Annotated in this window: 18 protein-coding genes; 12 read left to right on the plus strand and 6 right to left on the minus strand. The window is 53.4% G+C overall.

Annotated elements, in window-relative coordinates:
- Nucleotides 1–35 precede the first annotated feature (35 nt).
- Nucleotides 36–1,403, minus strand: a complete 1,368-nt coding sequence (gene degQ / locus GEAM_RS00415; RefSeq protein WP_034786722.1) for a serine endoprotease DegQ — start codon at nt 1,401–1,403, stop codon at nt 36–38.
- Between the two features lie 153 nt (nt 1,404–1,556).
- Nucleotides 1,557–1,958, minus strand: a complete 402-nt coding sequence (gene zapG, locus GEAM_RS00420; RefSeq protein WP_034786723.1) for a Z-ring associated protein ZapG — start codon at nt 1,956–1,958, stop codon at nt 1,557–1,559.
- 258 nt (nt 1,959–2,216) lie between these two features.
- On the opposite strand from zapG, the gene zapE reads away from it, so the two are divergent.
- The 7 genes from zapE (at nt 2,217) to GEAM_RS00455 (ending at nt 7,687) form a co-directional block, all read left to right on the plus strand.
- Complete coding sequence (gene zapE / locus GEAM_RS00425; protein WP_034786724.1) at nt 2,217–3,347, plus strand: cell division protein ZapE; 1,131 nt, start codon at nt 2,217–2,219, stop codon at nt 3,345–3,347.
- A 287-nt stretch (nt 3,348–3,634) separates the two neighbouring features.
- Nucleotides 3,635–4,063 carry a 50S ribosomal protein L13 gene (rplM, locus tag GEAM_RS00430; RefSeq protein WP_013577239.1) on the plus strand — a complete coding sequence of 143 codons (429 nt, stop codon included), beginning with the start codon at nt 3,635–3,637 and terminating at the stop codon, nt 4,061–4,063.
- Between the two features lie 16 nt (nt 4,064–4,079).
- Nucleotides 4,080–4,472, plus strand: a complete 393-nt coding sequence (rpsI, locus tag GEAM_RS00435; RefSeq protein WP_013577238.1) for a 30S ribosomal protein S9 — start codon at nt 4,080–4,082, stop codon at nt 4,470–4,472.
- A 367-nt stretch (nt 4,473–4,839) separates the two neighbouring features.
- On the plus strand, nt 4,840–5,481 hold the full coding sequence (sspA, locus tag GEAM_RS00440; protein WP_034786725.1) for a stringent starvation protein SspA: 642 nt from the start codon (nt 4,840–4,842) through the stop codon (nt 5,479–5,481).
- Between the two features lie 3 nt (nt 5,482–5,484).
- Nucleotides 5,485–5,985 carry a ClpXP protease specificity-enhancing factor gene (gene sspB / locus GEAM_RS00445; protein ID WP_034786726.1) on the plus strand — a complete coding sequence of 167 codons (501 nt, stop codon included), beginning with the start codon at nt 5,485–5,487 and terminating at the stop codon, nt 5,983–5,985.
- Nucleotides 5,986–6,038: 53 nt separating this feature from the next.
- Nucleotides 6,039–6,272 carry a hypothetical protein gene (locus GEAM_RS00450; RefSeq protein ID WP_034786727.1) on the plus strand — a complete coding sequence of 78 codons (234 nt, stop codon included), beginning with the start codon at nt 6,039–6,041 and terminating at the stop codon, nt 6,270–6,272.
- Nucleotides 6,269–7,687, plus strand: coding sequence for a glycoside hydrolase family 1 protein (locus GEAM_RS00455; RefSeq protein WP_034786728.1), 1,419 nt, complete (start codon nt 6,269–6,271; stop codon nt 7,685–7,687). Before GEAM_RS00450 ends, GEAM_RS00455 begins: the two co-directional genes overlap by 4 nt.
- 72 nt (nt 7,688–7,759) lie before the next feature.
- On the opposite strand, the gene GEAM_RS00460 is transcribed toward GEAM_RS00455, so the two are convergent.
- A complete protein-coding gene (locus GEAM_RS00460; protein ID WP_034786729.1) occupies nt 7,760–9,178 on the minus strand; it encodes a glutamate synthase small subunit in 1,419 nt (472 codons plus the stop codon).
- Between the two features lie 9 nt (nt 9,179–9,187).
- Entirely contained in the window at nt 9,188–13,645 is a 4,458-nt protein-coding gene (gltB, locus tag GEAM_RS00465) for a glutamate synthase large subunit (RefSeq protein ID WP_034786730.1), read from the minus strand.
- An 870-nt stretch (nt 13,646–14,515) separates the two neighbouring features.
- Here gltB and arcB point away from each other — a divergent pair.
- From arcB to mtgA, 3 genes are all read left to right on the plus strand, one after another.
- Nucleotides 14,516–16,855, plus strand: coding sequence for an aerobic respiration two-component sensor histidine kinase ArcB (gene arcB, locus GEAM_RS00470; protein WP_034786731.1), 2,340 nt, complete (start codon nt 14,516–14,518; stop codon nt 16,853–16,855).
- 248 nt (nt 16,856–17,103) lie between these two features.
- Complete coding sequence (locus tag GEAM_RS00475) at nt 17,104–17,757, plus strand: type 1 glutamine amidotransferase family protein (protein WP_034786732.1); 654 nt, start codon at nt 17,104–17,106, stop codon at nt 17,755–17,757.
- The gene (gene mtgA, locus GEAM_RS00480) at nt 17,754–18,485 is read left to right on the plus strand and encodes a monofunctional biosynthetic peptidoglycan transglycosylase (RefSeq protein ID WP_034786736.1); all 732 of its coding nucleotides are present in this window, start codon (nt 17,754–17,756) and stop codon (nt 18,483–18,485) included. Before GEAM_RS00475 ends, mtgA begins: the two co-directional genes overlap by 4 nt.
- A gap of 88 nt (nt 18,486–18,573) precedes the next feature.
- Here mtgA and lptG read toward each other — a convergent pair whose 3' ends face one another.
- Nucleotides 18,574–19,644, minus strand: coding sequence for an LPS export ABC transporter permease LptG (lptG, locus tag GEAM_RS00485; RefSeq protein ID WP_034786737.1), 1,071 nt, complete (start codon nt 19,642–19,644; stop codon nt 18,574–18,576).
- Entirely contained in the window at nt 19,644–20,738 is a 1,095-nt protein-coding gene (lptF, locus tag GEAM_RS00490; protein ID WP_034786739.1) for an LPS export ABC transporter permease LptF, read from the minus strand. Before lptF ends, lptG begins: the two co-directional genes overlap by 1 nt.
- Before the next feature lie 277 nt (nt 20,739–21,015).
- On the opposite strand from lptF, the gene pepA reads away from it, so the two are divergent.
- Together pepA and GEAM_RS00500 are read left to right on the plus strand one after the other, a co-directional pair.
- Complete coding sequence (pepA, locus tag GEAM_RS00495; RefSeq protein ID WP_034786741.1) at nt 21,016–22,527, plus strand: leucyl aminopeptidase; 1,512 nt, start codon at nt 21,016–21,018, stop codon at nt 22,525–22,527.
- Nucleotides 22,528–22,637: 110 nt separating this feature from the next.
- Nucleotides 22,638–23,102: a DNA polymerase III subunit chi gene (locus GEAM_RS00500; protein ID WP_034786742.1), complete on the plus strand. Its 465-nt coding sequence runs from the start codon at nt 22,638–22,640 to the stop codon at nt 23,100–23,102.
- The last annotated feature ends 13 nt before the right edge of the window (nt 23,103–23,115 follow it).

Below are 23,115 nucleotides of genomic sequence, written 5' to 3' on the forward strand. Positions count from 1 at the left end.
GGCACTAACGGCGGTTTTCAGCCATCAATGACGATTTATGGCATCAACAAATAGATATTCTGACCTTTGCGCTGCACGCTAAGCGCAATCAACGCAGGCTTGGTTTCAAGGATTTTGCGCAATGCTGCCAGATTGTCGACCGCTTCGCGGTTAACGCCGATGATCACATCATCCTTCTGCAAGCCAATTTGGTCAGCCGGAGAGCCTTTCTTCACGTCATCGACCCGAATACCTTTGGCGGTTTTAGGATCAAGGTCGCTTAAGGTCACGCCCTGCAACGCCGGGTTAATCTTATCGATGCTGGTTTCGACCGTCGGGCTCTTATCCAGCGTGACATCCACATTCATCGGCTTGCCTTCGCGCAGCAAACCAATCTGCATGGTGACGCCCGGACCTGCGGTACCCACTTTGGCACGCAGCTCGGCAAAGCTGCTCAGCGGCTTGCCTTGTAAGGTGATCAGCACGTCACCGGCCTTGATACCCGCTTTGGCCGCTGCCGAGTCAGGCAGGACTTCATTGACGAAGGCACCGCGCTGGCTATCCAGCTTGAAGGCTTTCGCCAGTTCTGGGGTCATTTCGCTGCCGCGAATGCCCAGCAGGCCGCGTTTTACTTCGCCAAACTTAATCAACTGGGCGCTGAGGTTTTTGGCCATGTTCACCGGGATGGCGAAACCAATGCCGATGCTGCCGCCCTGCGAGGAGAGGATGGCGGTGTTGATGCCGATAAGCTCGCCTTTCAGGTTAATCAGCGCGCCGCCGGAGTTACCGCGGTTAATTGAGGCGTCGGTCTGGATAAAGTTCTCCAGCCCTTCAAGGTTCAAGCCACTGCGCCCCAGCGCCGAGATAATGCCGGACGTGGCGGTCTGCCCAAGGCCGAACGGGTTACCCACTGCCACAGCGAAGTCGCCCACGCGCAACGCGTCGGAGTCAGCCATGGCAATTTGGGTCAGGTTTTTGGCATCAATCAGCTGGATCAGGGCGATATCTGACTGATCGTCTTTGCCGATTAACTTGGCGTCGTACTCCCGGCCGTCGTTAATCTGCACTTTAATCTTGTCGGCGTTGTTGACCACGTGGTTGTTGGTCAGCACGTAGCCTTTGGCGGCATCAATAATGACGCCAGAGCCGAGGCCTTCGAAAGCTTGTCCGCCCTGATCTTCTGTTGGCGCCTGTGGCCCGAAGAAGAATTTGAATTCAGGCGGGACGTCGCTGCTGGCAGGCGTGGTGCCGGTAACCTGTACGCTGACTACGGCGGGCAGCACTTTCTCCAGCATTGGCGCCAGACTTGGCAATGCCTGACCGTCTACCGCCACGGGAATACTGGCGTTCGCAACAGGAACAGAAGCGAAGGTTAATCCGAGACTAATGGCTAATGCACTGAGTAAAAATGACTTTTTCTTCATCAGGATAACTCTCTCGCTGTCTGTTAAAGGCTCGAAACGGTAATGAGATTGTTTATATAAGAAGACGGGCTTGAAGTTGGCGCGGCGACGCCGAAATTGGCGCGCCGCGAGTTGCCCGCAACGATGAATAGCGTCGCGGAGCAAGGTAGAACCTTATTTACGACCAGTGCGCTCACCGCGCAGCAGGCCAGATGCGCCGTCTGAGTAATCGCGTGGCATCTCAACCGGTGCCTGATCGTTGTCTGCTTCAGAACCCGTCAAACGGTAGTTGAACGGATTATCATGTGCCGGCATATCTGGCAGTAAGTTATTCGAGCTTTTCGCCATGTGCTGGTAAAGCTGGCGATAGTCGGTAGCCATGTTGTCCAGCAGCTCGGCGCTGCGGGCGAAGTGGCCAGTGAGTTCCTGACGATATTCTTCGAGTTCTGCTTTGCTTCTCTCCAGCTCGTTTTGCATCACTTGCTGATCGCGTAATTTACGATTGCCAAAGCGCATCGCTACCGCACCGATGGCGATACCGACCACTAATCCAATGAGCGCATACTCCCAGGTCATAATGACTCCTATTTTGACTTCGTTGTTCCGTAGGGCTTTTTCACGCAATGGTTTTAACGTAAATTCAACATACGTTTCGACCCGTATAAGTCCACTATAACCGTTTACCTTGTCTGAGTGGAATCCTAGGCGAACAATCGCCAAGGGAAAGCGGTTTTTTCACGAGCAGACGGGTGATAAAAGCGGCGAATAGGCATTAAATCTGCGCATAACCTCCGCGAAATACTGAAAAATATTTTCTCAGGGACGTTGAACCACATGCAACCCATTACACCACTGACATTATATAAGAACGCATTATCGGCCGGTGAGTTCCAGCCAGATGATGTTCAGCTTGCCGCCGTCACGCGACTAGATGCCATTTACCACGCGTTAAATGCTCAAGCTGGTGCTGCGCAGGTTTCACCTTCGGCCCGTCCCGGCCTGCTGGGAAGACTGTTCGGCAAAAGTGCTCAAAAGAGCCCGCAGAGACCAGCCCAAGGATTATATATGTGGGGCGGGGTCGGGCGGGGGAAAACTTGGCTGATGGATCTGTTTTTTCAGACACTTCCCGGCGATCGCAAGCTGCGTTTGCATTTCCATCGCTTTATGTTGCGAGTCCACGAGCAATTAACCGAGCTACAGGGCAAGGAAGATCCGCTGGAAATCATCGCCGACGGTTTTAAAGCGGAAACCGACGTGCTGTGCTTCGACGAGTTTTTTGTCTCTGACATTACCGACGCGATGCTGCTGGCGACCCTGCTTCAGGCACTGTTTGCCCGTGGCATTACGCTGATTGCCACCTCGAACATTCCGCCGGACAACCTTTATCGTAACGGCTTGCAGCGCGCGCGTTTCCTGCCCGCGATTGATTTGATTAAAGAATATTGCGACGTGATGAACGTCGACGCGGGTATCGACTACCGCCTGCGGACGCTGACTCAGGCCAATTTGTGGCTGACGCCGCTACAGCCAGATACTCAGGTCGCGATGCAGCACATGTTCGACAAACTTGCAGGCCAAGAGGGGGAAGCCGGCCCGGTGTTGCAGGTGAATCACCGCCCGCTACAGGCGATTGCCTCCGGCGATGGCGTGCTGGCGGTGGAGTTCCACACCCTGTGCGAAGAGGCCAGAAGCCAGCTGGATTACATTGCGCTGTCGAAAATCTACCACAGCGTGCTGCTGCACAATGTGCCGGTGATGGGCGTGAAAGATGAAAACCCGGCCCGCCGTTTTCTGGCGCTGGTGGACGAATTCTATGAGCGCCACGTCAAGCTGGTGATTTCCGCCGAGAAGCCGATGTTTGAGATTTATCAGGGTGAGCGGCTGAAATTTGAATACCAGCGCTGCCTCTCGCGATTGCAGGAAATGCAGAGCGAGGAGTACCTTAAGCGCCCGCATCTGCCCTAAGTTGCAGGGTTTGATGGCTGAAAAAAGAATCGGCTGCGAAAACTGCATTTTAGTCAAAAAAGGGTTCGATCTTTGTGGGCGACTTCTCTATAATCTTGCGACCCCACGTTACTACGAAGTTTTTTTCCCGAAACTTTATAAGTGCCGGCATTGGCTATTCGAAGGGGTAGGTTTGCTGGACGATGGTCGTGTGAACCTCCAATACTTATTTTATGAACTTCGGTTTGTAAAAACATATAGGCGTTAGGGTGTTCGCCAACGTGTAACTTTAATTGGGTAAGCTTTTAATGAAAACTTTTACAGCTAAACCGGAAACCGTACAACGTGACTGGTTCGTAGTTGACGCAACCGGCAAGACTTTAGGTCGCCTGGCCACTGAACTGGCTCGCCGTCTGCGTGGCAAACATAAAGCGGAATACACTCCGCACGTTGATACTGGTGATTACATCATCGTTCTGAACGCAGAAAAAGTTGCTGTTACCGGCAACAAGCGTAACGACAAGATTTATTACCATCACACCGGCCACATCGGTGGTATCAAGCAAGCGACCTTTGAAGAGATGATCGCTCGCCGTCCTGAACGCGTGATCGAGCTCGCGGTTAAAGGCATGTTGCCAAAGGGCCCGCTGGGTCGTGCAATGTACCGTAAAATGAAAGTTTACGCGGGTAACGAGCACACTCATGCGGCGCAACAACCGCAAGTTCTTGACATTTAATTCGGGATTATAGGCAATGGCTGAAAATCAATACTACGGCACTGGTCGCCGCAAAAGCTCCGCCGCTCGCGTTTTCATCAAACCGGGTAGTGGTAACATCGTAATTAACCAGCGTAGCCTGGAACAGTACTTTGGTCGTGAAACTGCCCGCATGGTAGTTCGTCAACCTCTGGAACTGGTCGACATGGTTGAGAAATTTGACCTGTACATCACTGTTAAAGGTGGTGGTATCTCTGGTCAAGCTGGTGCTATCCGTCACGGTATCACTCGTGCACTGATGGAATATGACGAAAATCTTCGTGGCGAACTGCGTAAAGCTGGCTTCGTTACTCGTGATGCTCGTCAGGTTGAACGTAAGAAAGTCGGTCTGCGTAAAGCACGTCGTCGTCCTCAGTTCTCCAAGCGTTAATTCTTTCTGCTTCGGCACAAAGAACAGCGTCAAAAACCCGGTGCTTCACCGGGTTTTTTTATGCCTGAAATTTGCGTAATGCCTCAACAAATTGCCTTCTGACACACATTTCCCCACGAAATCCTCCATCCCGTCCCCACAGACCGGTCAAAATCTGGTAAACTATCACACACTTTTGTGCCTGTTCGCCGAGCAGTTCCCGTTACCGCACTCTATGGCTAGGGTTTACCTTGCCAACGTTTATTGAAGAAACTAGAAGCGAAACTACGGAGCGAGACTGCGGGCTGGTGGTGAAGATGATTGTTCAGGATATAAGCCTGACCAGTTGGCTATTCGCAGATTATTCTAGATAAACTTGGAGGTTTTCATGGCTGTCGCTGCCAACAAACGTTCGGTAATGACGCTGTTTTCCGGCCCGACCGACATTTTTAGCCATCAAGTACGTATCGTACTGGCGGAAAAAGGTGTTAGCGTCGAGATCGAGCAGGTGGATATGGATCACTTGCCGCAGGATCTTATTGACCTCAACCCATATCGCACCGTTCCAACGCTGGTCGATCGTGAGCTGACTCTGTTTGAATCACGCATCATCATGGAATACCTTGATGAGCGTTTCCCGCATCCTCCATTAATGCCGGTTTATCCGGTTGCTCGTGGTGAAAGCCGTCTGATGATGCACCGCATCGAGAACGACTGGTACTCACTGCTGCGCCAAATCGAACAGGGTTCTGCACAAGAAGCTGACGCTGCGCGTAAGCAACTGCGTGAAGAACTGCTCGCCATCGCGCCAATTTTCTCTTACATGCCTTACTTCAAGAGCGAAGAATTCAGTCTGGTTGACTGCTATCTGGCTCCGTTGTTATGGCGTTTGCCTGAGTTGGGCATTGAGCTGTCAGGCGCGGGTTCTAAAGAGCTGAAAGGTTACATGACTCGCGTATTCGAGCGTGATGCTTTCTTGGCCTCTTTGACTGAACCAGAGCGCGAAATGCGTTTACATACCCGAGGTTAAGCAATGGAGATGACTGACATGTCTCCACGCCGTCCCTACCTACTGCGGGCGTTCTACGACTGGTTGCTCGACAACCAGCTGACGCCGCACTTGGTAGTCGACGTCACAATGCCGGGCGTTATGGTGCCGATGGAATTTGCCCGCGATGGTCAGATTGTCCTCAATGTGGCACCGCGCGCCGTCGGTAACCTCGAGTTAGGTAACGATGACGTTCGCTTTAACGCGCGCTTCGGCGGCGTTCCTCGCAACGTTTTCGTGCCAATTGCCGCCGTGCTGGCGATCTACGCCCGTGAAAATGGCGCAGGGACTATGTTCGAACCTGAACCTGCTTACGACGCAGATGGCACCTTCGAGGACCACAGCGACGAAAGCGAAATGTCAGATTCAGCGCCAACCATGTCGGTGATCGACGGTGATTTGCCGGATGTCTCAGAAGAGGATCCGGACGATGAGCCACCGACGCCGCCTCGCGGTGGGCGTCCTGCACTTCGCGTGGTGAAGTAAGCTCCGGTAGCAAAACCACTCTCGAAACCCTGCATCTGATGCGGGGTTTTTTTATGACTGTTTTTCGAGGAAGCGGCGCGTATTCCCCCTCACTTGGTGATGGTTATCACAAAGCTTTCATCTGCCGCTGTTACTTGTTTACTCAGCAAAGCATCCCGACCATGCTAAATGCTCATCACGACTGTGCATTTATGGAGAGGATGGGTATGGACGTATTGAATGTTGAACACCAAGGCGTTGCTGCAATTAATGAAGGGAATCAGATGGCTGCGGGGGTGCTCGCATGAAGCTGAAACCACAGTTTTTATCTTTCCCGCAGGACTTCTGGTGGGGTAGTGCCTGGTCAGCAGAGCAGGCGGAAGGTCGCGGTAATACCGGCAAAGGCCGCACCCAGTGGGACATGTCTTGGGATAAATACCCTAACCGCTTCCACCACGGCATAAACACCGACGTCACCACCGACTTCTTTAATCGCTACCCCGAAGACATCCAGCTGATGAAGCAAACCGGGCATAACTCCTTCCGTATCTCTATCTCGTGGGCACGCATGTTCCCGCAGGGCGACGGGGAAGTCTGCGCCGAAGCCATCGTTTTCTATCGCAAAGTGCTGGGAGAGTTAACTCAGCAGGGCATCAAGCCTTTCGTTAATCTTTTCCATTTCGACATGCCAGAAGCCATGATGCTCAAAGGCGGCTGGGAGAATCGCGAGGTGCTGGCGGCCTATGTTAACTACTGCGATGTCTGCTTCCGCGAGTTTGGCGATTTAGTCTATCGCTGGTTCACCTTCAATGAGCCGGTGGTGCCGGTGCTGGGCGGCTATTTAGAAGACTTCCACTATCCGAACGTGGTCGACTTCAAACGCGCCGCTCAGGTGGCTTTCACCACGGTTCTCGCCAGCGCCATGGCGGTTCGCGCTTTCAAAAGCCACGGTCTGAACAGCAAGATTGGCGTGATTTTGAATCTCAGCCCGAGCTATCCACGCAGTGAAAACCCGGCCGACGTGCAGGCGGCGAAATACGCCGACCTGTTCTATAACCGCAGCTTCCTCGACCCATCAGTCAAAGGCGCATTCCCCGCTGAATTGGTCGAGGTGCTGAAGAAGCACGATCAGATGCCGGTGATTGAAGAGGGCGATTTGCAGATCATCGCCGAAAACACCGTGCAGATCCTTGGGATCAACTATTATGAGCCTCGCCGGGTCAAGGCGCGGCTGACGGCGGTGGATCCGAACTCGCCTTTCATGCCGGAATGGTTCTTCGAAAGCTATGTGATGCCGGGGCGTAAGTTCAACCCTTACCGTGGCTGGGAAATCTATGAGGAAGGGATTTACGACCTGTGCGTGGATATCCGCGACAACTACGGCAATATCGAAGCTTATATCTCGGAAAACGGCATGGGCGTGGCGGATGAAGAGCGTTTCATTCAAGACGGGCAAGTGCAGGACAGCTATCGCATCGGCTTCATTCAAAACCATCTGGCTTACTTGCATCAGGCCATCAGCGAGGGCTGTAACGTCAAAGGCTACCACCTGTGGACCTTCATCGATTGCTGGTCGTGGCTGAATACCTATAAAAACCGTTACGGGCTGATTGCGCTGGACCTGAAAACTCAGCAGCGAACCATCAAGAAGAGCGGCGAGTTCTACAAATTACTCAGCCAGAACAACGGCTTTGAATTTGAGGGGCTGTATACCCAGTTCTAGCTAGCCAGAGTTGAAAGCAAAAAAAAGCGGGGGTGTTGCCATCCCCGCTTTTCATGCTGGTTACGCTTAAACTTAAACTTCGAGATAGTTCATGATGCCGTCTGCCGCTTTGCGGCCTTCAGCAATAGCGGTAACCACTAAGTCAGAGCCGCGCACGATATCGCCGCCAGCAAAGATTTTCGGGTTGCTGGTCTGGAAAGCGTTTTCGCTGCCTTCAGGTGCCACGACGCGGCCCTGAGGGTCCAGCTCAACGTCGTGCGCTGCCAGCCATTCCATTTTATGTGGGCGGAAACCAAAGGCCATGACCACGGCATCTGCTTCCATCACATGTTCGGAACCGGCGACAATCTCAGCACGGCGACGGCCTTGGGCGTCTGGCGCACCAAGCTCGGTACGTGCCATTCGCACACCACTGACGCGGCCAGCGCTGTTCAGTTCGATGCTCAGCGGTTGCAGGTTGAATTTGAATTCAACGCCTTCTTCGCGGGCATTCTTCACTTCACGGCGTGAGCCCGGCATGTTCTCTTCATCACGGCGATAAGCACAGGTGACGTGAGTTGCGCCTTGGCGAATCGAGGTACGCACGCAGTCCATCGCGGTGTCACCACCGCCCAGCACCACGACGCGTTTCTTCTCCATCGTGGTGTAAGGTTCGTCGACGCTGTCGTCATAGCCCATCAGCTGCTTGGTGTTAGCAATCAAGAATGGCAGCGCGTCATAAACGCCCGGTGCATCTTCATTTTCTAAACCACCGCGCATTGACTGGTAAGTCCCCACGCCCAAGAACACCGCGTCGTACTCGGCCAACAGGGCATCAACGGTGATGTCCTTGCCGACTTCGGTATTGAGTTGGAACTCGATACCCATCTCGGTGAAGATCTCGCGGCGCTTGGTCATCACTGATTTTTCCAGCTTGAAGGCCGGGATACCGAAGGTCAGCAGACCGCCGATTTCAGGGTGACGGTCATACACCACGGCTTTCACGCCGTTGCGGGTCAGCACGTCGGCACAGGCAAGGCCAGCAGGGCCCGCACCGATAATGGCGACGCGTTTGCCGGTTGGCTGCACGTGAGACATATCAGGACGCCAGCCCATTTCGATGGCTTTGTCATTGATATAACGCTCGATGTTGCCGATGGTCACCGCGCCAAACTCGTCATTCAGCGTACAAGAGCCTTCGCACAGGCGGTCTTGCGGGCAGACGCGTCCGCACACTTCCGGCAGGCTATTGGTCTGGTGAGCCAGATCCGCAGCTTCCATAATGCGGCCTTCGTTCGCCAGCTTCAGCCAGTTAGGAATGTAGTTGTGAACCGGGCACTTCCACTCGCAATACGGGTTACCGCAAGACAGACAGCGGTCAGCCTGTGACGCGGCCTGAGTCGCTGAAAACGGCTCGTAAATTTCAACAAATTCAATTTTACGGATTTTCAGCGGTTTCTTTGGCGGATCAACGCGCTGTAAGTCGATAAATTGATAAACGTTTTGACTCATCTTGACCTCTTACTGCGCTTGTACCCGCAGCTCAGCTGCGGAACGACTACGGTGACCCAACAATGCTTTGACATCACTGGACTTAGGTTTTACCAGCGCAAACTTCGGCGCCCATTCCGGCCAGTTAGCCAAAATCTCTTCACCGCGTGTCGATGCGGTCAACTGTACGTGTTCGGTGATCAAACCGCGCAGATGCTCTTCATGGATTGCCAGCTCTTCTACATCAAGCACTTCAACCAATTCTGGGTTAACGCGTTTGCGGAACTCGCCATCTTCATCCAGCACGTAGGCGAAACCACCGGTCATGCCCGCGCCAAAGTTGACGCCGGTACGGCCCAGCACGCAGACGATGCCGCCAGTCATGTATTCACAGCCGTTATCGCCAATGCCTTCAACCACGGTGATAGCACCGGAGTTACGCACCGCGAAACGCTCGCCCGCGCGGCCCGCAGCAAACATCTTGCCGCCGGTTGCCCCATACAGACAGGTGTTGCCGATGATGCTGGCTTCGTGGCTGCGGAACGCTGAACCAATCGGTGGGCGAATAGCGATACGGCCGCCGGCCATACCTTTACCCACATAGTCGTTAGCGTCGCCGGTTAACATCAGGTCTACGCCACCGGCGTTCCAGACGCCGAAGCTCTGACCCGCAGTACCGTTGAAGTTGATGCGAACTGGGTCAGCCGCCATGCCCTGATCGCCATGCTTCTCAGCGATGGCACCGGACAGCAGCGCGCCCACGGAACGGTCGGTGTTACGGATATCGAAGAACAGCGGCTTGCTCTGTTTGGTATCGATATGCGGCGCGGCCTGATCCAGAATGTCTTTGTTCAGTTTGCCGTTGTCGAACGGCGGGTTGCTTTCGGTGCAGTACACCGCTTTGCCCGGATGCGGCGTTGCTGTCTTCAGCAATGCGGACAGGTCCAGTTTGTTCTGCTTGGCGGTGAAACCGTCGAGTTCCAGCAGCAAGTCAGTGCGACCAATCAGGTCAACCAACTGGCTCACGCCCAGCTCGGCCATGATCTCACGGGTTTCCTGAGCGATGAACTTGAAGTAGTTCGTCACGCGCTCTGGCAGGCCGTGGTAGTGATTACGGCGCAGTTTGTCATCCTGAGTTGCAACACCGGTTGCGCAGTTGTTCAGGTGGCAAATACGCAGGTATTTACAGCCCAGCGCGACCATTGGGCCAGTACCGAAGCCGAAGCTTTCAGCACCCAAGATGGCAGCTTTAATAATGTCAGCACCGGTTTTCAGGCCGCCATCTACTTGCAGGCGGATCTTGTGGCGCAGGCCGTTGGCAACCAGCGCTTGCTGAGTTTCCACCAGACCGAGTTCCCACGGGCAGCCCGCGTATTTCACAGAAGACAGTGGGCTTGCGCCAGTACCGCCGTCGTAACCTGCGATGGTGATGAGGTCCGCATAGGCTTTCGCCACGCCGGTGGCGATAGTGCCAACGCCCGGCTCAGAAACCAGTTTCACCGAAATCATGGCTTTTGGATTGACCTGTTTCAGGTCGAAAATCAGCTGCGCCAAGTCTTCGATGGAGTAGATGTCGTGGTGCGGTGGTGGAGAAATCAGAGTCACGCCCGGCACGGAATAACGCAGTTTCGCGATGTACGGCGTCACTTTGTCACCCGGCAGCTGGCCGCCTTCGCCCGGTTTTGCACCCTGAGCGACTTTGATCTGAATTACGTCAGCATTCACCAGATAAGCCGGCGTTACGCCGAAACGACCCGAAGCCACCTGCTTGATGCGTGACACTTTATTGGTGCCGTAGCGAGCCGGATCTTCACCGCCTTCGCCTGAGTTGGAGCGACCGCCGATGCTGTTCATCGCTTCTGCCAGAGACTCGTGAGCCTCAGGGCTGAGTGCGCCGATGGACATGGCTGCGGTATCGAAGCGAGTGAACAAGCCTTCGGCTGGTTCTACCTGATCGACTGGGATCGGCTGGCCTTTTGGCGTGATCTGCAACAGATCGCGCAGGGCAGCAACCGGGCGCTCATTGACCAGTTTGGCGTATTGCTGATAGTCGCTGTACTCGCCGCTTCTGACTGCTGCTTGCAGCGTGTTCACCACGTCTGGGTTGTAAGCGTGATATTCGCCGCCGTGGACAAATTTCAGCAGGCCGCCCTGTTCCAGCGTCTTACGCTTCAACCATGCGCGCTTGGACAGGTTTTGCAGGTCTTGCTCGAAGTCGCTGTAGCTTGCGCCACCGATGCGGCTCACCACGCCTTGGAAGCAGGTGTTGGACAAGTCTTTGTGCAGACCCACAGCTTCGAACAGTTGTGAACAACGGTAAGAGGCGATGGTGGAAATGCCCATTTTGGACATGATTTTGTACAAGCCTTTGTTGATACCGTTACGGTAGTTCAACATGACTTCACGGTATTTCTTGTCGATAACCTGAGTGTCGACCAGCTTCGCCAAGGTTTCATAGGCGAGGTATGGGTAGACCGCCGTCGCGCCGAAACCAAGCAGCACGGCGAAGTGGTGCGGGTCACGGGCACTGGCTGTTTCAACAATGATGTTAGCGTCGCAGCGCAGGCTCTTCTCAACCAGACGGCGTTGCAGCGCGCCTACTGCCATTGGCGCAGGCAGAGGTAAACGGTTTGGCGCGATGTTGCGGTCTGACAGCACCAGCAGCACGGCACCGTCGCGCACTTTGCGCTCACCTTCGTCACAGAGCTTGGCGACAAAGGCTTCCATATCTTGCTCGGCTGGGTCGTAAGTCAGGTCCAGCGTGTCGGCGCGATAGTATTTGCTGTCCAGCGTGGTCAGCTGTTTAAAGTCAGACCACAGCAGGATTGGTGATTTGAAGCTCAGACGGTGCGCCTGACCTTCGGCTTCACAGAACACATTCATCTCGCGGCCAATGCTGGTCGCCAGAGACATCACGTGAGCTTCGCGCAGCGGATCGATTGGCGGGTTGGTGACCTGCGCAAACTGCTGGCGGAAGTAATCATAAATAATGCGCGGACGGCTAGAGAGCACGGCGAATGGCGTGTCGTCACCCATTGAGCCGACGGCCTCTTGGCCATTTTCGCCCAGCACGCGGATGATCTGGTCCAGCTCTTCGCTGCTATAAGCGAATTGCTTCTGGAAGGTTTCCAGCTGGGTATCGTCAAGTTCGCGAGTGCCCACTTCGGCGTCGGAGAGATCTTCAAACGGCACCAGACGCTGAACGTTTTTCTCCATCCACTCTTTATACGGGTGGCGGCCTTTCAGGTCGTTATCGGTTTCTGCCGAGTGGTGGATCTTGCCAGTACGGGTGTCGATAACCATCAGTTCGCCCGGTCCGACGCGGCCTTTTTCGACCACTTCGTCCGGCTGGTAATCCCAAATACCCACTTCAGACGCGCAGGTGATCAGCTTGTCTTTGGTGATGACGTAGCGCGCAGGGCGCAGGCCGTTACGGTCGAGGTTACAGGCAGCGTAGCGGCCGTCTGACATCACGATACCGGCTGGGCCATCCCACGGCTCCATGTGCATGGAGTTGAAGTCGAAGAACGCGCGCAGGTCGTCGTCCATGTCCGGGTTCTGCTGCCAAGCTGGCGGAACCAGCAGGCGCATAGCGCGCAGCAGGTCCATACCACCGGCTAAGAACAGCTCCAGCATGTTGTCCAGCGAGCTGGAGTCAGAACCTGTTTCGTTAACAAACGGCGCAGCGTCTTGCAGATCGGGGATTAGTGGCGTCTTGAACTTATAACCACGGGCACGCGCCCACTGGCGGTTACCGGCAATGGTGTTGATCTCACCGTTGTGCGCCAAATAGCGGAATGGCTGAGCCAGAGGCCAGCGCGGCACGGTGTTGGTTGAGAAGCGCTGGTGGAATAGGCAAATGGCCGATTCCAGACGCAGGTCAGCTAAATCAAGGTAGAAGCGTGGTAAATCGGCTGGCATACACAAGCCTTTATAGATGTTCACCACGTTGGAGAAGCTACAAACGTAGAAGTCTTTGTCTTCAATACGTTTTTCCATACGGCGACGCGCCATGTACAGGCGGCGTTCCATATCGCGCGGACGCCAGCCCGCAGGGGCGTTCACGAAAATCTGTTCGATGCGAGGCAGGGAGGAGAGGGCAATCTCACCGAGAACGTCAGGGTTGGTCGGAACGTCGCGCCAGCCAACGACTGACAGCGTTTCGTTTTGCAGTTCTTCCTCAATAATGCGGCGGCTTGCAGCAGCTTCTTCTTCATCTTTGCTGAGGAATAACATGCCAACGGCGTAGTTTTTTGCCAAACGCCAGCCGCGCTCTTCTGCAACCATGCGGAAGAAACGGTCAGGTTTCTGTAAAAGTAAGCCACAGCCGTCGCCAGTCTTGCCATCGGCAAGGATTGCGCCACGGTGTTGCATGCGGGCCAGTGCGTGGATTGCCGTACGCACGACCTTATGGCTAGGTTCGCCTTCTATGTGGGCGATCAGGCCGAAACCACAGTTGTCCCTCTCAAGGGATTTATCGTACAACATATTAGTGAACCTCCCCAGGCTCTGCGAGACTCTCACACCTTTTGCGAGGGGGCTTTTAGACGGAGAGGGCTCACATTTCCACGCACTCTTGCGGTGCGTTGAATGCCTGAGTTTCTCGGTCAAAGGCCCCTCGTGACGGTTCTCACAAGTGGTGGTTGACTTGTTTTAATGAGGGAGTCTTCAATTACTGCATAAATATGACGAGTGATGCACCCGTCGAGATTGCTTCCAGCGGACTCCCAACTTAGCGAGAAAGCATACACAGGTCAAATAGGTATTTAAGTTATATCAAAATGTGCATAACTGAGGTTATCACATTGAAACAAAAGGATTTAAAGGTGATTTTAAACCCGCATAGTCGTTGCGGATAGGGGGCCGAAGTGTGAGCTGTCTCACTGTCCGGTAGCCACACTAACTATGTACCATGCTGGAAGTGACGATAATCGCAGTGTTTTATACTGCTAAACCCCTGCCACCTGTGCTTTGTGACTGTTTTTAACCAGACAGTAATAATGTACTAAGAGGGGGCCAATAATAAGAAATATTCATAGAGCCAATAATGATTTTATTTGCAGTAATAATGAATAGTTATTCTTAATGTGAGTGATTCGCATTAAGGAGAATTAATGATGAAAGGGCGGAAATACTGAGGATATTAGGGGCTAACCTGAATAGTTAAGGCGATCATTAATAATATCCCACAGCTTATTAGTCAATATCTGCACGGATTTAATCTCCCTTGCACCATCACAAGCCCTTTCTGAGTGCAAAGCCTGCGCCAATGGCGGACTCGCGGTTCTGACTCATCTTCGCCTCATCTCTGAGCAATATGCGGTATCATTTAAGCGTCTTCGTTTTTAGGGAATCGTTATGAAGCAAATCCGAGTGTTAGCCCAGTATTACGTCGACCTGATGGTCAAGCTGGGATTGGTGCGTTTTTCTTTGCTATTAGCGTCCGCATTAGTGGTGCTGGCGATGATTGTGCAAATGGCCGTGACCATGCTGCTGCGCGGGCAGGTTGATAGCATCGACGTGGTGCGTTCAATCTTCTTTGGTTTGCTGATAACCCCTTGGGCGGTCTATTTCCTCTCGGTGGTGGTCGAACAGCTGGAAGAGTCTCGCCAGCGCCTGTCGCGCTTGGTCGATAAGCTGGAAGAGATGCGCCATCGCGACCTCACGCTGAACCAGCAACTGAAAGACAACATTACCCAACTGAATCAGGAGATCGCCGACCGTATCAAGGCTGAAGAAGCGCGTCTGGCGGTGGTCGATAAGCTCAAGCTCGAGATGCACCATCGCGAACAGGCGCAGATTGAACTGAGCCAGCAATCGGCTCTGCTCCGCTCCTTCCTCGATGCCTCGCCGGATTTGGTCTATTACCGTAACGAAGACAAAGAGTTCTCCGGCTGTAACCGCGCCATGGAGCTGCTGACCGGCAAAAGCGAGAAGCAGCTTATCGGCCTGACGCCCAATGATGTTTACAGCCCGGACATTGCCGAGAAAGTGGTGGAAACCGACGAAAAAGTCTTCCGCCACAATGTCTCATTAACTTACGAGCAGTGGCTGGTGTATCCCGACGGGCGCAAAGCCTGCTTCGAGCTGCGCAAAGTGCCGTTTTATGACCGAATTGGTAAGCGCCACGGCCTGATGGGCTTCGGGCGTGATATTACCGAGCGTAAGCGCTATCAGGACGCGCTGGAGAACGCCAGCAGGGAAAAGACGACGTTTATCTCGACCATCAGCCACGAGCTGCGTACGCCGCTTAACGGCATCGTGGGGCTGAGCCGCATCCTGCTCGACACTCATCTTAACGACGAGCAGCACAACTACCTGAAAACCATTCACGTCAGCGCCATCACCCTCGGCAACATCTTCAATGACATCATTGAGATGGATAAGCTCGAGCGCCGCAAAGTGCAGCTGGATAACCAGCCGGTGGACTTCACCGGTTTCTTGTCCGATCTGGAAAACCTCTCCGGCTTGCTGGTTCAGCCGAAAGGGCTGAAGTTCGTGATGCAGCCTGATTTGCCAATGCCAGACAAAATCGTCACCGACGGCACCCGTTTGCGACAAATCCTGTGGAACCTGATTGGTAACGCGGTCAAGTTCACTCACGACGGCGAAATCGTGGTGCGCGTCCATCATGACGGCAGCGAGCATCTGCGCTTTGAAGTGCAGGATTCGGGGATGGGCATCCCGAAAGATGAACAAGAGAAGATCTTCGCCATGTATTACCAGGTGAAAGATAAAAATGGCGGCAAGCCTGCTACCGGCACCGGGATTGGGCTGGCAGTGTCGAAACGTCTGGCGCAAAGCATGGGCGGCGATATCACCGTATGCAGCGAAAAGGGGCAGGGTTCCTGCTTCACCCTGAGCGTTATCGCGCCTACGCTTGATGAGCCGGTCAAACAGAGCGAAGAAGAGGACGACCTGCCACTGCCAGCGCTGAACGTGCTGCTGGTGGAAGATATCGAGCTGAACGTCATCGTGGCGCGCTCGGTGCTGGAGAAACTCGGCAACAGCGTTGACGTGGCCATGAACGGCCACGACGCGCTGCAAATGTTCGACCCGGACGAATACGATCTGGTGCTGCTCGACATCCAGCTACCGGATATGACCGGACTGGATATCGCACGCAAGCTTCGCCAAGACTACGCCGGGCAGCATCTCCCGCCGCTGGTGGCCTTGACCGCCAACGTGCTGAAAGACAAGAAAGAGTATCTCGACGCCGGTATGGATGACGTGCTGAGCAAGCCGCTGTCCGTCGCGGCGCTGACCGCCATGATCCAGCAGTTCTGGGATCATCAACCCGAAGAGTTGCCTACAGAGGAAGAAACCGTGGTCGCAAAAGCTAACGAGTCAGTGCTCGATGTCGCCATGCTGGAACAGTACATGGAGTTGGTTGGGCCGGGGCTGATTTACCAGAGCGCGGATATGTTCGAGAAGATGATGCCGGATTATCTCGCAGTGCTGGATTCCAACATGATTGCCCGCGACCAAAAAGGCATTGCGGAAGAGGGCCATAAGATTAAAGGCGCGGCCGGATCGGTGGGTCTTAAGCATCTACAAGTGCTAGCACAACAGATTCAAACACCTACATTGCCAGCGTGGTGGGATAACGTTCAGGAATGGATTGATGAGTTGAAGCTGGAATGGCGCAAGGATGTGCAGATTTTACGTGAATGGACGGCAAACGCTGAAAAAAAATAACCCCAGCCTAGGCCGGGGTGCGCGAATACTGCGCCAACACCAGGGAAATCGTTAACCCGCGATAATTCTTAGGGTTCTGGTTTCGCAGGTTTTGGTCAATTCGACGTAAAGTCTAATACATATCGTATGAATCAACATAACAAATATAAGCGTTACTGTTACAAGATTCATTAAAAACTGTGATGTAGATTAGTCTTTGTCTATACAAAACTACAAGTCTTTATCGCAGGATTTTTAGGAGAATACAAATGCAGGTTATGGGTGTTTTCCTCTGTAGTAGCGATTTTTCTAATGGAACAGAGTTTTCAGACGCTTTTTTAACCGTTTGTTCGGTGAAAAAACACACAGCTAAGGCGTTGTTTATCGTTGCTGATGATTCGGAACGTGCTGTTATTAAAGATTTAATTGAGAAGTGTAACGTTAGCTTTACCGCTAACGAAAAAAAATCCTCATATTTTGATGATTATGAAATAATTTCACTCAAGGAATCGGTTCCTGAACTTCTCAGCTCGCTCATTTTTAGTGGCGGATTTGGCGTAATTAATCAGTTGACCAGCTTCGAGAAAGATGGAAACGATTACATGATCGATGAACAACTATTCACATTGGTGAGTGAGATACATAAGCAACGTAAACCAATTGGATTTGTCAGTCAGTCGTCTTTGTTAGCGCCGAAACTCTTTGATACATCAATTAGAGTTACCTTAGGTAATGATGCCGATCGGGCGGAACTCCTTGATGCAATTGGTGCCGAGCCGGTTTTCTGTCCGGCGGACGATATCGTGGTCAATATGGAAATGCGGATTGTTAGCACTCCGGGTTGTCTGTCAGACGATTCTGACACTCAAGCGGCTCTGGGGATTGATAAGCTGGTCAGATGTGTAATGGAATGGAGTGAATGAGCAAATCGTCAGGAAAGTCTCTACTTCGAGCACCCTTAAAATGGTTAAAACGACTGCTAATTTTTGTTATCGGTGTATGGATCGCAGGGATCGTGCTGTTTTCCTTTTTACCCGTTCCCTTTTCTGCTGTGATGGTCGAAAGGCAGATTTCGGCGTGGCTCTCCGGTGATTTTGGCTATGTGTCACATTCTGACTGGGTGCCAATGAGTGAAATATCCTCGCCAATGGCGCTAGCAGTCATGGCCGCTGAAGATCAGAAATTTCCTGAGCATTGGGGTTTTGATGTCGATGCCATCCAATCCGTTCTCTCTAAAAGCGATCAGGAAAATGCCCGGATCCGCGGTGCATCGACCCTTTCTCAGCAAACGGCTAAAAACCTGTTTCTGTGGGATGGGCGCAGCTGGGTGCGCAAGGGGCTGGAAGCCGGGCTGACGGTGGGGATAGAAACCGTGTGGAGCAAACGCCGTATTCTCACGGTGTATCTGAATATCGTGGAGTTCGGCAACGGCGTCTTTGGCGTGGAACAGGCGGCTCAGCACTTCTTCCATAAGCCCGCCAGCAAGCTCACAGCCTCTCAGGCGGCGCTGTTAGCCGCGGTGCTGCCTAACCCTCATCTGTTTAAGGTCAACGCGCCTTCGGCTTATGTGCTGCGTAGACAGCAGTGGATTTTACGGCAGATGGGACAGCTGGGCGGGGATGCGTTCTTGAAAGAGCATAACTTGCATTAATCAGCAGTTAGCAATCAGCAGTTAGCAAAGAAGAGACTTCTTCCGGCCCCATCCCCTCGTAAAAAAGAGGGGAGGGGCCGGGTAACACTTAGCGTTTCTTGAGTAGCAGATAGATACTGATAAACAGGAACAGCGCGCTCGGCAGTATCGCGCCTAAGATAGGCGGAATGCTGTACACCAAGCTTAATGGGCCGAAAATCTGGTCCATTACGTAGAACAGGAAGCCGAAGCAGATCCCCGTCACCACGCGCACGCCCATCGGCACGCTGCGCAGCGGCCCGAAGATGAACGACAGGGCCATCAACATCATTACCGCGACTGACAGTGGTGAGAAAATCTTACTCCACATATTGAGCTGATAGCGCTTGGCCTCTTGCCCACTCTGCTGGAGATATTTCACATAGTTGTGCAAGCCGCTAATCGACAGCGCGTCAGGATCAAGAGCAACCACACCCAGCTTGTCTGGCGTCAGGTTGGTTTTCCATTCGCCGGTCAGGGTTTGCGAGCCGGTGATCTGCTTGCCGTCGGTGAGGATAGATTCATCCACCTGCGACAGCTTCCACGTGCCATTTTCAAATGACGCGGAAGAGGCGTAGCGAACGGATTGCAGCTTATTGTTGTTATCGAAGTGGTAAATGTTTACGCCGGTGATTTCATTGTCACCCGCGACACGTTCGATAAAGATAAAGTCTTTGCCATCTTTCGCCCACAAGCCACTCTGGGTGGAGAGCAAGGAACCGCCGTACATTTGCTGTGCGCGGTAGTTTCTCGCCATCTGCTCACCCTGCGGAGCTACCCATTCGCCGATTGCCATGGTCAGCAATACCAGCGGGATCGCCGTCTTCATCACGGAAGAAGCAATTTGCATGCGGGTGAAACCCGAAGCCTGCATCACCACCAGTTCACTGCGGGTTGCCAAAGTACCTAAGCCCAACAGTGCGCCTAACAGCGCCGCCATTGGGAAGAAGATCTCGATATCTTTCGGCACGCTGAGCAGGGTGTACAAGCCCGCGCCTGCGGCCGAATAGCCACCCTGACCGACTTTACGCAGCTGGTCGACAAACTTGATAATGCCCGACAGCGACACCAGCATGAATAACGTCATCATGATGGTGTTGAAGATCGTGCGGCCGATATAGCGGTCTAATACTCCAAACATCAGGCTCTCCCTCTCAAGCGCGCACGGATCTTACGCATCGGCAACGTGTCCCACATATTCAGCACCAGTGCTAATACGAAGTAGGCGAGGTTAGTCACCCACATCCAGACCAGTGGGTCCAGTTTGCCTTTCGCACCGTTAGAACGCAGTGAGCTTTGCAGCAGGAAGAAAATCAAATACAGCATGATAGCCGGCAGCATACTGAGCACGCGGCCCTGACGCGGGTTAACCACGCTGAGTGGCACCACCAGAAGCGCCATGATGAACACGGAGACGACCAGTGTCAGACGCCAGTGGAATTCTGAGCGCGCCTCAGGCAAATCTGAGCTCCACAGCTGTTGCATCGACATCTGATCTGAATCGCTGGTATCCAGTGCTACCGCCTGATGGCCAATGACCGCCAGATAATTAACGAAATCAGTAATACGGAAGTCGCGCAGCAGGGCGGTGCCTTCGTAACGCGTGCCTTGGTCCAGCGTTACCAACTGGGAGCCATCCGGGCGCTGTTCCATATGGCCTTTATCTGCGACCACCACTGACGGACGCTGATTGCCGTTCGGACGCAGCTGCGCGAGGAACACGTTGTGGAATTCTTTGCCTTTCACGTTACCAACGAACAGCACGGCGTTGCCATCCTGTGCCTGTTGGAACTGGCCTTCGACCATGGCAGCCATGCTTGGGTTAGCTTTCGCTTCGGCTAACACTTCGTCTTGATGCTTGGACGACCAAGGGCTGACCCAGAAGGCGTTGATACCTGCAAAAACAGAGGTAAATAAAGCCAGAGTTAGCGCAGCGAGGATTAATGAACGTTTCCCCAAGCCACAGGCATGCATAACAGTGATTTCACTGTCAGTATAAAGTTTGCCCAATGTCATCAATAAGCCGAGGAACAGACTTAAAGGCAAGATGAGCTGTGCCATTTCCGGCACGCCTAAGCCCAGCAGAGAAAGGACTAAATTTGTTGGGATATCGCCATCGACCGCAGCCCCTAAAACCCTGACTAACTTCTGACAAAAGAAGATCAGTAACAGGATGAAGAGAATTGCGATTTGGCTCTTGAAGGTTTCCCTAACCAGATATCTAATGATGATCACGCTTAATACGCCTGTGATAACTTGTCTTTTTGCAGGAAAATCGATAGTTTCATCGCTAATCCGCCATTTATTCTCATCATATGGCAACCTTCACAGCTAAAATAGTATTACAACACCGAGAATTGGGGTGTCCTATAGGAACATGCTTATAGCCGCCAAAATAAAAACTAACGCCGTTCAGGTTAACACAGGTCGTTAACACAGTGACGGGAGATGTCTCCGGCCTATTCATTCTAGCCGCAGCCCCCGCCGTTGTCTTTAAGATTCAGGAGAGTGCATGGAGTTCAGTGTAAAAAGCGGTAGCCCGGAAAAACAGCGCAGTGCCTGTATTGTAGTCGGCGTTTTTGAACCTCGCCGCCTGTCACCTATTGCCGAACAACTCGACAAAATCAGTGATGGCTACATCAGTGCCTTGCTCCGCCGTGGCGAACTCGAAGGTAAAGTCGGCCAAACTCTGCTGCTGCATCATGTTCCGAACATTCTTTCCGAGCGTATCCTTTTGATCGGTTGCGGGAAAGAGCGTGAGCTTGATGAGCGCCAGTACAAACAGGTGATCCAGAAAACCATCAACACCCTTAACGACACGGGTTCGATGGAAGCTGTCTGTTTCCTGACCGAATTGCATGTCAAAGGGCGTAATACCTATTGGAAAGTGCGTCAGGCGGTCGAAACCTCCAAAGAGTCGCTTTACACCTTCGATCAGCTGAAAAGCAACAAAACCGAGCCGCGCCGTCCGCTGCGTAAAATGGTCTTCAACGTGCCAACGCGCCGCGAATTGACCAGCGGTGAGCGTGCCATTCAGCACGGTCTGGCCGTTTCTGCCGGTATTAAAGCGGCGAAAGACCTCAGCAACATGCCACCAAACATCTGTAACGCGGCTTACTTGGCTTCTCAAGCTCGCCAACTGGCAGATGCCTTTAGCACCAACATCACCACCCGCGTCATCGGCGAACAGCAGATGAAAGAGCTGGGCATGAATGCCTATCTGGCGGTTGGGCAGGGTTCTAAGAACGAATCCTTGATGTCGGTGATGGAATATAAAGGCAATCCGAATCCTGACGCTAAGCCTATCGTGCTCGTCGGCAAAGGTTTGACCTTCGACTCCGGCGGTATCTCCATCAAGCCTGCGGCTGATATGGATGAGATGAAGTACGACATGTGTGGTGCCGCGGCGGTTTACGGTGCGATGCGCGTGGTGGCTGAACTCAACCTGCCGTTGAACGTGATTGGCGTGCTGGCTGGCTGTGAAAACATGCCGGGTGGTCAGGCATTCCGTCCGGGCGACATTCTGACCACGATGTCGGGGCAGACGGTAGAAGTGCTGAATACTGATGCCGAAGGCCGTCTGGTACTGTGCGACGCCCTGACTTACGTCGAGCGCTTCGACCCTGAGCTGGTGATTGACGTGGCGACCTTAACTGGCGCATGCGTGATTGCACTGGGTCACCACATCACCGGTTTGCTGTCGAACCACAATCCGCTGGCCCATGAGCTGATTGGCGCGTCCGAGCAGTCGGGCGACCGCGCGTGGCGCTTGCCGCTGGCTGACGAGTATTATGAGCAGCTGGATTCCAACTTTGCTGATATGGCGAATATCGGTGGCCGTCCGGGTGGTGCTATCACCGCTGGCTGCTTCCTGTCGCGCTTTACCCGCAAATACAGTTGGGCGCATCTGGACATCGCCGGTACCGCGTGGCGTTCAGGTAAGAACAAAGGCGCCACCGGCCGCCCTGTCGCGCTGCTCTCTCAGTTCTTGTTGAACCGCGCAGGGCTTGATGGCGACGATTAATCCATTTTGAGCCAGAGCAGTGCTCAAACTGCCTGCGCTAATGGGCCTAATCAGCAATCGAAACGCCTAGGGCCGGTTAACTCCGGCCTGATTTATTTTGGATAAAACTGATGAAACAAGCCACTTTTTTCCTGCTCGATACGCCCGATGGCGACACCGGCCTTAGCTCGCACGAAGCGCTGGCCTGTCAGATTGCCGCCGAACGCTGTCGCGCCGGGAAACGTGTTTTGCTGGCCTGTGAAGATCAACAGCAGGCAGAACGTCTGGATGAAGCCTTATGGCAGCGCGACCCAAGCCAGTTCGTGCCGCACAATTTGGCTGGTGAAGGGCCGAAGTTTGGCGCGCCCGTCGAGCTGTGCTGGCCGGGGAAACGCGGCAACGCGCCGCGCGATCTGTTGATAAGCCTGCTGCCTCAGTTTGCAGATTTTGCTACTGCTTTCCATGAAGTGGTAGACTTCGTACCATACGAAGATTCCCTTAAACAGTTGGCGCGCGATCGCTATAAAGCGTATCGCAGCGTTGGCTTTACCTTGACCACGGCCACGCCGCCGTCTGTCACTACATCGACCGACTAAAAAAACGAAGCGA

It is taken from the genome of Ewingella americana ATCC 33852 (genome assembly GCF_000735345.1).
GTDB classification, from domain to species: Bacteria; Pseudomonadota; Gammaproteobacteria; order Enterobacterales; family Enterobacteriaceae; genus Ewingella; species Ewingella americana.